We start from the raw sequence: 13290 nt of genomic DNA, 5'->3' as shown, positions 1-13290 counted from the left end.
GATATCGTCAAGGGATGAATGAGACCACGGCGAGGTCAACGCAGCTGTTGCGGCAGATCAACTCCGATGCATTGTTGCGCTTCGGTCTTCAGGAGCAAGTGTTCACGGCTGGAGAGGCCATGGCCGTGACTGGGCTGACGCGCGCCACGGTGCTCGGCGTTTGCGATGGTCTGGTCGAAGCCGGATGGCTGGAGGAAGTGGATGACGGTCAGGCCGCAGGCCGCACGAACAAGGGGCGCCCAGCCCGCCGCTACCAATTGCGCGAAGCTGCCGGTGTTGTTGTTGGGCTGGATGCGGGGGAGACCTACTTCACAGTCATTGTCGCGGATTTGCGCGGCCGTGAGCTGGGCACACGCCGCCAGAGCATTGACTCACACGCATTGGGCCGCGCCGGCCGCGGTGTCAGCGCACGTGAGCTGATCGCCCTGACCCTCGACGACGTCGGGCGGGCTCTCGATGACGTCCTACTCACGGTCGTCGGCGTTCCCGCGCCGATCGACGCAAACGGCATGTCTCCTGAAGGAGAATTCTGGCACTTGATGAATTCCGGCTTTGCTTCACACCTTCACGGCAGGGTCGTCGTCGAGAATGACGCCAACCTTGCCGCTGTTGCCGAACGCGCACACGAGCCGTCCGCTAACCAGGCAACGTTGTTGACCGGGGAGCGATTCGGTGCGGGCCTGATTGTCGATGGGCGCCTGCTGCGGGGGCCTCGAGGCGGCGCAGGGGAGATGCGATTCCTCGATACGCTGAGCGGCGGCAAGTTCGTGCCTGACGAAGGGGGTGCGGATGGGTTTGGAGCACTTGCCCGGAAGTGGGCGCGCTCGCGCATTCATTCCTACGAGGGAAAAACCATGCTGCGGCACATGCCCGAGGGGGAGATCAACGCGGAGGACGTGTTCCAGGCAGCCCGGGAGGGGGATCCCTTTGCAGAGGACATAATCTCCCGGCTCGGCGCCCGGCTGGCGCGGATTGCGGTTGTGCTCTCCAGCCTCCTGGACATTGAGCGTGTAGTCATCGCAGGCGGCATCTCACGGGCCATCGAGCCTGTCCTTGAACACGCACGCAGCCTGCTGCCCACCGATACCGGCTTGCCGCTCCCGGAACTTGTTGCCAGCACGCTCGGGGCCGAGGTCGTAGTCAAAGGCGCCATCGAGTCCGCATTGACACAAATCAAGGCCGAACCTCAAGCGTTCCTCCCGCGGACCGCCCAATCCTGACGCGTTCCTCCCGCGGGTGCGAGCACACGGTCTACGCCCGAGACCTCCCGGAGCCGGCAAGTACGCCCTCCGTGAACCCGCCCAACTTCTCCTCCACGGGCAAGGATCTACCCAGCCTCCGGACGTAAACTGACCTTCGCATCACCTCTTGTGGACAATGTGTCAGGAGCCCCATGCTCTGGAAGCTGCTTGTTGAATACCTGCGGCCGCACCGCAGGCTGCTCGCCGCCGTCGTCATTTTCCAGCTGGCGCAATCCATCGCGTCCCTGTACCTGCCCACCCTGAACGCGGACATCATCGATGAGGGCGTGGCCAAGGGGGACACCGGGGTCATCCTCCGCCTCGGCGGCCTGATGCTCGGGATTACGTTGCTGCAGATCGCGTGCGCCATCATCGCCGTCTACTTCGCGGCGAAGGCGGCGATGGGCGTGGGGCGTGACCTCCGCGGCGCCATCTTCACAAGGGTGGGGGAGTTCTCGGAGCAGGAGGTCACCAAATTCGGCGCGCCCAGCCTGATCACCCGCTCCACCAACGACGTCCAGCAGGTCCAGCAGTTGGTCCTGATGTCCGCCACCATGCTGGTCACCGCCCCCATGCTCAGCATCGGCGGGGTGATCATGGCCGTCAGGCAGGACGTGCAGTTGTCCTGGCTGATCGCCGTCGCCGTCCCGGTGCTGCTCATCGCGGTCGGCCTGATCACCGCCCGGATGGTGCCGCTGTTCCGCAAGATGCAGACGCGGATCGACACCGTGAACCGCGTCCTCCGCGAGCAGCTCACCGGCATCCGTGTGGTCCGCGCCTTCGTCCGCGAGGACATCGAGACGGGACGCTTCGGCCAGGCCAACGAGGACGTCACGGACACCGCCCTCCGCGCCGGCCGGCTGATGGCGCTCGCGTTTCCCACCGTGATGCTGGTGCTGAACGTCTCCAGCGTGGCCGTGATCTGGTTCGGCGCGTTCCGCATCCAGGACGGCTCCATGCAGGTGGGCACGCTCATCGCGTTCCTGAGCTACCTGCTGCAGATCCTGATGTCCGTCATGATGGCAACCTTCATGGCGGTGATGATCCCGCGCGCGGCCGTCTCGGGTGACCGGATTGGGCAGGTGCTGGGGACGGAGTCCAGCGTCCGGCCGCCGGAGCGTCCCGTCAGCACCAGCGTGCGCACCGGAGAGCTGGAAATGCGCGACGTCGGATTCGCCTACCCGGGTGCCGACCAGCCCGTCCTCACCGGGATCAGCTTCACCGCCAGGGCGGGGCAGACGACGGCGATCATCGGCAGCACCGGCTCCGGAAAGACCACCCTGGTGAACCTCATGCCCCGGCTGTTCGATGCCACCACCGGCTCGGTCCGGATCGACGGCGTGGACGTGCGCGAGCTGCACCCGGACCTGCTCTGGGGGCACATCGGCCTGGTCCCGCAGCGGCCCTACCTGTTCAGCGGCACCGTGCGCAGCAACCTGCAGTACGGCAAGCCGGACGCCACCGAGGACGAGCTGTGGACCGCGCTGGAGATTGCCCAGGCCCGTGGTTTTGTAGAGGAGATGGAGGGCGGGCTGGATGCCGCCATCTCGCAGGGCGGCACCAACGTTTCCGGCGGGCAGCGGCAGCGGTTGGCCATCGCCCGGGCGCTGGTGAAGCGGCCGGAACTGTACATTTTTGACGATTCCTTCTCCTCGCTGGACACCGGCACCGACGCCCGGCTCCGTCAGGCCCTCAAGAACAGCACCGCCGGCGCCACTCAGGTGATCATCGGGCAGCGCGTGTCCAGCATCATGGATGCGGACCAGATATTGGTGCTCGACGACGGCAGGATCGTAGGGCGCGGAACGCACAGTGAGCTGCTGGAGACGTCGGAGACGTACCGCGAGATCGTCTCGTCCCAGCTGGCGGCGGAGGAAACGGTATGAGCCCGGAACCAACTCCAGCATCCGGCACCAAAGCCGCGCCAGCCTCCACAACCGGAAGCGCCGACGTCGTACGCATTCCCCGTCCCGCAGGCGGACCGGGGCGCGGCGGCCCGTTCGCGGGGATGAACGTCCCCGCGGAGAAGGCGATGAACTTTTGGCCGTCGGCCAAGCGCCTGCTGGCGAAGCTGCGGCCGGAACGGGCCTGGCTGCTGCTGGTGTTTCTGACGGCGGTGGCAGGGGTGGCGCTGTCCGTGATCGGGCCGCGGCTGCTGGGGGAGGGCACGAACCTGATCTTCGCCGGCGTCGTCTCCCGCGAACTGCCGCCCGGGGCCAGCAAGGAGCAGGTGATCGCGCAGCTGCGGGCGTCCGGGGAGGGGCAGCGCGCGGACATGCTCAGCGCTATGGACCTGGTGCCGGGTCGGGGGATCGACTTCGCCGCGCTGTCCTCGGTGCTGATGTGGGCACTGGTGCTGTATGTGCTGTCGTCCGCGTTTATGTGGGTGCAGGCGTATGTGCTGAACGGGGTGGTGCAGCGGACGGTGTTCGGGCTGCGGGAGGAGATCGAGGCGAAGATCCACCGGCTGCCGCTGCGGTATTTCGACTCGATCCAGCGCGGTGAGCTGCTCAGCCGGGTGACCAACGACGTGGACAACATCTCCCAGAGCCTGCAGCAGACCATCAGCCAGGCGGTCACGTCGGTGCTGACGGTGGTGGGCGTGCTGGTGATGATGGTGATCCTATCGCCCACGCTGGCGCTGATCGCGCTGGTGACCATTCCGCTGACGCTGGGGATCACGGCGCTGATTGCCAAGCGCTCGCAGAAGCTGTTCGTGGCGCAGTGGAAGCATACGGGGGAGCTGAACGGGCAGATCGAGGAGACGTACACCGGGCATGCGCTGGTGAAGGTGTTCGGCCGGCAGCAGGAGGTGGGGGAGCGGTTCCGGCAGAAGAACGCGGAGCTGTATTCCGCCAGTTTTGGAGCGCAGTTCATTTCAGGGCTGATCATGCCGGCCATGACGTTCATCGGGAACCTGGTGTACGTGGGGATCGCGGTGGTGGGCGGGCTGCAGGTGGCGTCCGGGGCGATGCAGCTGGGCGACGTGCAGGCGTTCATCCAGTACGCGCGGCAGTTCACCATGCCGCTGGCGCAGCTGGGGTCCATGGCCAACGTGCTGCAGTCCGGGGTGGCGTCAGCAGAGCGGGTGTTCTCGCTGTTGGATGAGGACGAAGAGTCTGCGGAGCCTGCTCCTTCTGCTTCTCCTGTTTTTGGCGGGGGGCGACTGGTGTTCGAGGATGTGTCCTTCTCGTATTCGTCGGACAAGCCGCTGATTAGCGGGCTTTCCCTGGTGGCGGAGCCGGGGCAGACGGTGGCGATTGTGGGGCCCACCGGGGCGGGGAAGACCACGCTGGTGAACCTGATGATGCGGTTCTACGAGCTGGACGCGGGGCGGATAACGCTCGACGGCGTGGACGTCACCTCAGTGCCGCGGCGCGAGCTGCGCTCGCGTCTGGGGATGGTGCTGCAGGATACGTGGCTGTTCGGCGGGACCATCCGGGACAACATTGCGTACGGGCGGCCGTCGGCTACTGAATCCGAGATTCTGGAGGCGGCGCGGGCGACGTACGTGGACCGGTTCGTGCGGTCACTGCCGGACGGGTACGACACTGTGCTGGATGACGAGGGCGCCAACGTGTCCGCGGGGGAGAAGCAGCTGCTGACGATTGCGCGGGCGTTCCTGGCCCGGCCTTCCGTGCTGATCCTGGATGAGGCGACGTCTTCCGTGGATACCCGGACGGAGGTGCTGGTGCAGAAGGCGATGAGTGCTTTGCGGTCGGACCGTACTTCTTTTGTGATCGCCCACCGCCTGTCCACGATCCGGGACGCCGACCTCATCCTGGTGATGGAGGCCGGCCAGATCGTGGAGCAGGGCACGCACGCGTCGCTGCTGGCCGCCGGCGGGGCCTACGCGCGGCTGTATGAGGCGCAGTTCGCGGCTCCTGTGGCGGAGATGTAAGCAGGAATCGGCACACTGGCACCACCGGCGCTCTGTTCCGGTCGTGAAGCATCACGGAAGAGGCGCTGCCGGAGGACTTTGTTGTTCATGGCAGCGACGAGCGATCTGCGGCATTTGATCGCGAGTGGGACGTAGCATCACTGTGTATGGACTGGCACCGATGGGCAGCGCAACAGGAGTTATCGCCGGCGCTGACGAGAAACTACGCGACGATTTCAGTTCCGATACCCTGGAGCTGAACGAGGTCGAGAGGGAGTGAAAGCTTGGTGCCAGCAAGCTGCATCCGTTCGGGCAGTTGAGGGTTCCTTAGACGGGTTCAGTCCCTGAATTCTCGAGTTCCTCGAGCAGCTGAAGACCACGCTTTGCCCAAGCGATTTCCTGTTCGGCCTCGGCAAGCTGCCCTTCGTAGGCAAATATTTTGAAACGGACGATCTGCTCCCGTTCCTCTTCGGGGTGCCGGGTAAGACGACGGGCAAGTGTGGCATGAGTGCGCCCTTCGAGAGTCTCGATCATTTGAAGGGTTTGGAGGCGTTGTTCCTCGTAGTGTGCGATGTGGGCCTGCAGCTGCGCGGCCGCCGCACCCGAGGGTGCCCACTCGAAGTATGCAGCCTTGAGGCGGGCGGGGTTTCGGTCCTGCACGTAGGTTAACGGCTGACTTTGCCACTGCCGCAGGGCTGCCTCTCCTGCGGGTGTGAGGGCATACTGCGTCTTGGTGGCTCCGCGGGTTCCCCACGGAACGGGCTGACTGGAGAGCAGGCCCTCTGAGTGCATCTTCCGTAACTCTGGGTAAATCTGCGAGTCGGGGGCGTGCCAGACGTGGCCCACGGAGGACCTGAACTGCTTGACGAGGTCGTAGCCCGTCAGCGGACCCGAGGACAGCAGTGCCAGCAGGGCAGAGCGTAGGGTCACGGTCAGGTCCTTCAGGCGGGGGAACTTTGTTTCTTAGCCTAGCTTCAGTGGCGAAAGAAGTTGCAACTCACTATGTAGATAGATAGCCTGTGGTGCACGCCACTAAATAACTATCTTTATAGTTATGTAGCCCTCCGGCCCGCTCAACGACGAAGGACCGCTTCATGACCGTCTCCGCTACGAAGACCAGTACCACTGCAAAACTCCTGTCCCACCCGCTCAACGTCTGGTATGCGGTGGGATGGGACCACGAAATCACCTCCAAGGGGATTCTCTCCCGCACCGTCGCGGGCCGGCCCCTGGCCCTCTACCGCACCAAGGATGGTGGCGCTGTCGCGCTGGCCGATGCCTGCTGGCACCGTCTCGCCCCGCTGTCCCAGGGCAAGCTCGTGGGTCGCGACGAGATTCAGTGCCCGTACCACGGTCTGCGTTACAACGCCGCCGGCCGCTGCACTTCGATGCCGGCCCAGGAGAGGCTCAACCCCTCCGCCACCGTGCCCTCCTTCCCAGTGGTCGAACGCTACCGCTACGTATGGGTGTGGCTCGGCGACCCCACGATGGCCGACCCGGGCCTCGTGCCGGACATGCACGAGATGGACAGTCCAGAGTGGGCGGGAGACGGGGAGACCATCCATGCCCCGTGCAACTACCAGCTGGTCCTGGACAACCTCATGGACCTCACCCACGAGGAGTTCGTGCACAGCTCCTCGATCGGGCAAGAGGAGCTGTCCGAGTCCGAGTTCGAGGTAACCCACGACGAGACCTCAGTGACCGTGACCCGCTGGATGCGCAACATCGACGCCCCGCCGTTTTGGTTGAAGAACATGCGGGACAAGTTCCCGGGTTTCGAGGGCAAAGTGGACCGCTGGCAGATCATCCACTACTCCTTCCCGTCCACGATCTGCATCGACGTTGGCGTCGCCGAGGCCGGGACCGGGGCGCCCGAGGGAGATCGCTCGCGCGGGGTGAACGGCTACGTGATGAACACGATCACCCCCGAGACGGAGCGCTCCTGCCACTACTTCTGGGCGTTTATGCGCAACTACCGGCTTGAGAGCCAGCTCATCACCACGGAACTGCGCAACGGCGTGCACGGGGTCTTCGGCGAGGACGAGGCTATGCTCCTGGCACAGCAGGAAGCCATCGACGCCAACCCGGACTACGAGTTCTACAACCTCAACATCGACATGGGCGGGATGTGGGTGCGCCGGCTCCTTGAGCGCGCGCTCGAAGCAGAGGGCCGCCTCGCCGCCCTGCCGGCCGTCTGAGCAGGAGGAGACCCACCGTGGCCGATTCCCACCACATTGTCTGGCAGCAGGCGGTCGTCGACTCCGTGTCCGACGTCGCCGAGAACATCCGCCGCATCATCCTGCGCCCGGAACGCCCCTGCGCGGTGCGGCCGGGCGAGCACGTGGACGTCTGCACCACCATCGAAGGCGAAGAGCACGTCCGCTCCTACTCCGTGGTCGACGCTGCTGAGGACGGCACGCACCTCGCCCTCAGCGTCTTTCGGACGCCAACCTCCCGGGGAGGCTCCGTGTTCATGCACTCGCTCAAGCCCGGGCAGGTCCTGGCGATCACCCAGCCGCTGCAGAACTTTCCGCTGCGTATCGGGGCACCCTCATACGTCCTGCTGGCCGGCGGCATCGGCATCACCGCTATCGCCGGGATGGCCGCGCTGCTGCGGCGCCTCGGAGCCGACTATCGCCTAATTTACGTAGCTCGTTCCCGGGAGGCGATGGCCTACCTCGACGACCTCGCCGCCGTGCACGGGGACCGTTTCGAGGCGCACGTCGATGCGGAAGGCACCTCCCTGGACGTCCAAGCCCTCGTGGGTTCAGTCCCCGAGAACGCCGAGCTTTACATGTGCGGGCCCATCCGGCTCATGGACGCCGTACGCCGCGCCTGGATAGAGCGGGAGCTCGACCCCACGAGCCTGCGCTACGAGACCTTCGGCAACAGCGGCTGGTACCAGCCTGAACCCTTCACCGTCCGAATACCGCGGCTCGGGGTGGAGGCCTCTGTCGGCTCGGACGAGTCCGTGCTCGAGGCACTCCAACGCGAAGGCGTAGACATGATGTTCGATTGCCGCAAGGGTGAGTGCGGACTGTGCCAGGTCAAGGTCCTTGAGCTCGCCGGGCGAATCGACCACCGCGACGTCTTCTACTCCGACCGGCAAAAGGAACCCAACACGAAGATGTGCTGCTGCGTCTCCCGCGTGGTCGCCACCGAGCCGGGCACAGTCCCGGCACCCCGCCCCGCCGTCCTCACCATCGACGTCCCCTGAGAGGCATCAGTACCATGGACATCCGACACCAGATCGACGCATCTAAAATGTCGTCATACCAGTGGCTCATCATCGCAGTGACCACCTTCCTCAACGCCCTCGACGGCTACGACGTGCTGGCCATGGCCTTCACAGCTACGTCCGTGACTAAAGAATTCGGGCTCTCCGGCACCCAACTCGGCTGGCTCCTCAGCGCGGGCCTCATCGGCATGGCCGTGGGCTCACTCGTCCTGGGGCCATTCGCCGACCGCTACGGCCGGCGCAAGATCCTCATCGTCGCGCTGGCTATCAACGCCCTTGGCCTGTTTTTGTCGACGACGGCGAATTCCGCCTTCGAGCTCGGCCTGTGGCGGATCGTCACGGGCCTGGGCGTGGGCGGCATTCTTGCCTCCGCGACCGTGATCACGAGCGAGTACGCCAGCGCCCGCCGCCGCGGTATGGCCGTGAGCATCTTCACCGCCGGCTACGGCGTGGGCGCCACGCTTGGCGGCATGGGCGCGACCCAACTCATCCCCGCCTTCGGGTGGCGATCCGTGTTCCTCACCGGTGGCCTGCTGACCCTCGTGGCGATAGCCCTCGTCGTCGCCCTGATACCCGAATCCGTAGACTACCTGCGCACCCGGCGCCCGCAGAACGCCGTCGAAAAGCTCCAGCGCATCGCCCGGCGCATGCGCCTTGAAGGTAACGTTGAACTCGACCCAGCCCCCATCAGCACAGGCAGGCAGCAGGGCAGTGTGGCCACGCTCCTGAGCCCCCGCTACCGTACGGCCAGCATCCTGCTATGGATCTCCTTCTTCGTCATCATGTTCGGCTTCTACTTCGCCAACTCGTGGACTCCCCGCCTGCTCGTGGAATCAGGGATGACCGAACAACAGGGCATCATCGGCGGGCTCATGCTCACCATGGGCGGCACCTTCGGCTCGCTGCTCTACGGTGCCCTCACCACCCGGTGGGACGAGCGGTTGACCCTGATGGCCTTCACGGTGCTCTCCGCGGCGACCCTCGTCCTCTTCATCACCACCACCTCAGTGCCCCTGCTGGCGTTCGGCTCCGGCGTCGTCGTTGGGATGCTCGTCAATGGCTGTATTGCCGGCCTATACACTGTGGCTCCCATGACCTACGAGCCCGGCGTCCGCACCACAGGCGTGGGGTGGGGTATCGGCGTCGGCCGGGCCGGCGCGATCCTCGCTCCCATCACCGTCGGCGCACTGCTCGACAGTGGGTGGAAGCCCCCGCAGCTCTACATCGGCGTGGCTGTGGTGGTCCTCCTCGCGGCCGTCGCCCTGCGTCGGCTGCGCCCCTACAGGGAAACTGGTTCCCCTGCTAGCGAAAGCTCTGAGTCTACGACGACCACGCGATAAAACTACGCTGGGTGCTGGCCCTGGGCCTCGGGACAGCACCCAGCTTCGTGTCGGCTACGCCCGCTGCTAAGTAGCCGCTTGCGCTGAACGTACCGTGCGTCCCGTCTCAAAGAGGCGTGCCGGTGAAGCCGGACGAGGAGAGGCGCCGGGGGCGACAAGCCGCTGATTAGTGGGCTTTCACTGGTTGCGGAGCCGGGGCAGACAGTGGCGATTGTGGGGCCTATCGGGGCGGGCAAGACCACGCTGGTGAACCTGATGATGCGGTTCTATGAGCTGGACGCGGGGCGGATAACGCTCGACGGCGTGGACGTCACCTCGGTGCCGCGGCGCGAGCTGCGCTCGCGGCTGGGGATGGTGCTGCAGGATATGTGGCTGTTCGGCGGGACCATCCGGGACAACATTGCATATGGCCGGCCTTCGGCTACTGAATCTGAAATTTCGGAAGCTGCGCGGGCGACGTACGTGGACCGGTTCGTGCGGTCGCTGCCGGATGGGCACGACGCTGTGCTGGATGACGAGGGCGCCAACGTGTCCGCGGGGGAGAAGCAGCTGCTGACGATTGCCCGGGCGTTCCTGGCCCGGCCGTCGGTTTTGATTCTGGACGAGGCGAAGTCTTCAGTGGATACCCGGACTGAGGTGCTGGTGCAGAAGGCGATGAGTGCCTTGCGGTCCGACCGGACTTCTTTTGTGATTGCTCATCGCCTGTCCACCATCCGCGACGCCGACCTCATCCTGGTGATTGAGGCCGGGCAGATCGTGGAGCAGGGGACGCATGCTTCGCTGCTCTCTGCGGGCGGGGCGCACGCGCGGTTGTATGACGCCCAGTTCGCGGCGCCTGCGGCGGAGGTTTAAACTCTCCACCGTCCAGGCGGGGCGTTAGTCTAAAGCAGTGACACAAATTGATACGCCTGAAAAATCGGATACCCGGAAAACTGTGACCGGCGTTTCCAAGAAGAAATCCTCGCGAGGAAGCAACCTAAGCCCCAATTCGTGGGTCGGGATCCTTCTGGTTGTCCTTTCGGCCGTGGCCCTTTGGCAGACGATCCAGCAAGCTCTCACTAGGGACTTGACCGGATTGGAAACGACTCTTTTCAGTGCTATTACCTTTGTTTTGTCTAGCATCGGTTCATTCATCGTCAGCGCTCACTTCAACCAGATGCAGGCGCGGAAGGAATACGAGCAACTAGCCCGGCCTGCTCTACGCCGCGTTGACTCCCTCCAGCAAGCCCTTGAAGTGGTAGCGACGGGCGTGGATGCGAGGTTGAAGAGATGTCAGGAGGACGCTAGCGCTAACGTGGAGGAACTTATCTGGCTAAAGGGCTTGATGACCCAGCTTCAACTTCTTTCACACAACATCAAGGATGCGAACTCTGATTGGCGGGAGATGCTGCCCGAAGATTATGAGGACGCACTTCGACGCGCCTTTGACGAGCTGGGAACATCCAGGGCGTCCATTGACACGCTTACCAGTGAGATTGAGCTCCAAAAGGCTAAGCAGGCCGCGGGAGACCAGGATGCAAAAGCAAAAATCGCCGAGCTGGAGAAGCAACTATCCGATCAGCGCCGCTCCGCCAGTTCAAGGGGTATCAACTTTTTTTCGTCATCGGGTGACAGTTCCCTTGGCGTCACCGGAACCCCAATTTCTCCCTGGACGTCTTCCACGAATATCGTCATAGGCAAGCATGGTGATAATTGAACTAGCGCGATCGGCCGCTCCAGACTTTCAGCCTTGAACTAAGGACGAGGTTTCCTTCTCGATGCTGATTGCCTTATTCATCCCACGCAAGTGAAGACCGCAGCGCCGTCGTTCCGTGGTCGCAGTTGGCAGCGGCCACGGAGAGCGAGAGTCAGACCTTTCTCCAGGCGGCTGATCTTCCCGCCTTATCAGGGACACGTTCAATTTTATTGACGTCTCGCAGGGAATAGAACACGTCTTTCATCGAGTTTTCTGACTGAATACCCGTAAGGTCTCTTGCCACCTTGTTGGTAATCTCCGCGTGGGATTCAAGATACTCCATCACCAGTTCTTCGGGACGGGCTAACTTGTCGTGGGGCAGAACCGCCACGAAGTAGTTGCCTTCGACCGAGAATCTAGGCTCTTTTAGCCTGGCCTCGGTCATTTTTTCACGAGCGGTGCGCAGTCCCTCACCGAAGTCCTTGTTAGGGGGATCATCGTAACGGTTCAAGAGCCTTAGTATCTTTGGGTTCCGGGAAGCGCGTTCCTTAAACAACAGCTCTAACGTCATTTGTCCCGGCAGGCCTCCGGGACTCAATACCTCAACCCGGTTGTCAAAGATCGAAACCCGAACATCATCGGAAATGTTGTAGTCACGGTGAATGATCGCGTTCACGATGATTTCTTTCAGCGCTTCAGGTGGGTACTTCATCGGTTCCATCGAGCCATCGGGTTGGAGTACGGAGACCGACTCGATGATTCTCGTCGTCTCTACGAGCGTCTCCTCTATCAGCTTTCGAGCGGGCCCGTTGACAGTGATCGGCTCGAAGGCGAGGTGTTCTCGTCTAGGTTCTCCCGTGGTGTTGTACCGGGAGATCTTGACGGCACAGCGCTTGGGTACCAGCCCGGTAGGGTGCTCGGCAAATAATACTGCCGCGGCCACCTTGCATTGGCCAGTCGAACGGTCCGCCAATCTCTCCTTGCGAACAAGTTCTTGGGGGCCCGTACTGGGGCTGTAGGACTTGAGAAAAAATTCCAACTCCACTTCATCCGCAAACTCTGCAACATCGTAGTCAGCCAGCAACTGGTCTTCGTAGCTCTTTGTGCCTTTGGAAAGCTGAAGATCTGTCACTGCCTGACCGACAAGTTCTCTTGAACTGGCAGCCCGTCGAATTAAGCATTTGTTTCCAGACGTGTAGTGAACGTCCACGCTTTTCTCGACTCGGATTAGACAAGCGATGCCCTGTGCTTCACGCCCCTGGATTTGAAGGTTCTCGTAGGAGAAGGGAACAGGTGGTTGAACGCCGCCTGCAAGGGACTGGTGTACATGATTTGTGTCTTCGATGGACGCAAATCCCTGCCAGCGCTCTATCGTCCCGCCAGCTTTCGCATCCTCGACTCCGAGGATGAATTCGCCGCCATCAGCGTTTGCGAACGCCACAGCAATCTTCTCTACAACGGCTCCGTTGCTCCGTGCGCTTTTCTGATCCCATAAAAGGGATTCCTCGCGCGTTATAAGTGCAAGAGCTTCCGCTTCGCTAATTTTCCGTATCTCCACGAGCTTGAGCTTATATGCCTCGGAAGAACTTTTTGCTAGTAAAACGCGGAATGCTTCGGTCTCGGAAGAGGCCGCTGTCCTATACAGACGGATTTCACGGTTTCATCCCTATCGACGTGTTCGCGTGCGCCTGCTTCCAAGCTGAGCAGTTTGCCGCCAGGTGCCGGTGTGCGGACCCCCCACGCTCATAGACAAACTGATCCAGCTGGCCGAGCGCCACCATAGCGCCGCTGCATTGTTCAGAGTCGGGTCGGCATCGCAACCCCAGCTACCGGGTGCGGTTCTGGACTGCATCGAATGTCCTGTCCGCACACATGCGAGGCCGTCCGTAGTGGACTCTTTTACACCGTCGGCAATC

The 13290-nt window shown here is 63.1% G+C and carries 9 protein-coding genes and 1 pseudogene; 8 read left to right on the top strand and 2 right to left on the bottom strand.

The genetic code is table 11. The features are described 5' to 3' along the window. The first annotated feature begins 14 nt into the window (after window positions 1-14). The 3 genes from FBY31_RS11055 (at window position 15) to FBY31_RS11045 (ending at window position 5142) form a co-directional block, all read left to right on the top strand. Window positions 15-1220, top strand: a complete 1206-nt coding sequence (locus tag FBY31_RS11055; RefSeq protein ID WP_142040589.1) for an ROK family transcriptional regulator — start codon at window positions 15-17, stop codon at window positions 1218-1220. 173 nt (window positions 1221-1393) lie between these two features. Then, window positions 1394-3127 carry an ABC transporter ATP-binding protein gene (locus tag FBY31_RS11050; protein WP_142040586.1) on the top strand — a complete coding sequence of 578 codons (1734 nt, stop codon included), beginning with the start codon at window positions 1394-1396 and terminating at the stop codon, window positions 3125-3127. After that, window positions 3124-5142, top strand: coding sequence for an ABC transporter ATP-binding protein (locus tag FBY31_RS11045; RefSeq protein WP_142040583.1), 2019 nt, complete (start codon window positions 3124-3126; stop codon window positions 5140-5142). The genes FBY31_RS11050 and FBY31_RS11045 overlap by 4 nt, the downstream gene beginning before the upstream one ends. Before the next feature lie 306 nt (window positions 5143-5448). Here FBY31_RS11045 and FBY31_RS11040 read toward each other — a convergent pair whose 3' ends face one another. Next, window positions 5449-6051: a PadR family transcriptional regulator gene (locus FBY31_RS11040; protein ID WP_142040580.1), complete on the bottom strand. Its 603-nt coding sequence runs from the start codon at window positions 6049-6051 to the stop codon at window positions 5449-5451. A 164-nt stretch (window positions 6052-6215) separates the two neighbouring features. Between FBY31_RS11040 and FBY31_RS11035 the strand changes: the two genes are divergently transcribed. From FBY31_RS11035 to FBY31_RS11015, 5 genes and pseudogenes are all read left to right on the top strand, one after another. After that, complete coding sequence (locus FBY31_RS11035; RefSeq protein ID WP_142040577.1) at window positions 6216-7319, top strand: aromatic ring-hydroxylating dioxygenase subunit alpha; 1104 nt, start codon at window positions 6216-6218, stop codon at window positions 7317-7319. Window positions 7320-7336: 17 nt separating this feature from the next. After that, window positions 7337-8338, top strand: coding sequence for a PDR/VanB family oxidoreductase (locus FBY31_RS11030; RefSeq protein ID WP_142040574.1), 1002 nt, complete (start codon window positions 7337-7339; stop codon window positions 8336-8338). 47 nt (window positions 8339-8385) lie between these two features. After that, complete coding sequence (locus tag FBY31_RS11025) at window positions 8386-9699, top strand: MFS transporter (protein ID WP_235013021.1); 1314 nt, start codon at window positions 8386-8388, stop codon at window positions 9697-9699. A 153-nt stretch (window positions 9700-9852) separates the two neighbouring features. Further along, window positions 9853-10551, top strand: a pseudogene (locus FBY31_RS11020) (ABC transporter ATP-binding protein); the annotation flags it as partial. Window positions 10552-10588: 37 nt separating this feature from the next. Beyond that, entirely contained in the window at window positions 10589-11395 is an 807-nt protein-coding gene (locus FBY31_RS11015) for a hypothetical protein (protein ID WP_142040568.1), read from the top strand. Between the two features lie 151 nt (window positions 11396-11546). Here the strand turns inward: FBY31_RS11015 and FBY31_RS11010 are convergent, their stop codons facing one another. Then, complete coding sequence (locus FBY31_RS11010) at window positions 11547-12932, bottom strand: ATP-binding protein (RefSeq protein WP_142040566.1); 1386 nt, start codon at window positions 12930-12932, stop codon at window positions 11547-11549. Between the last annotated feature and the right edge of the window lie 358 nt (window positions 12933-13290).

It is taken from the genome of Arthrobacter sp. SLBN-100 (genome assembly GCF_006715305.1).
GTDB lineage: Bacteria > Actinomycetota > Actinomycetes > Actinomycetales > Micrococcaceae > Arthrobacter.
The sequence above is the reverse complement of the archived record's forward strand: the minus strand, read 5'-3'. Positions and strand labels throughout refer to the sequence as shown.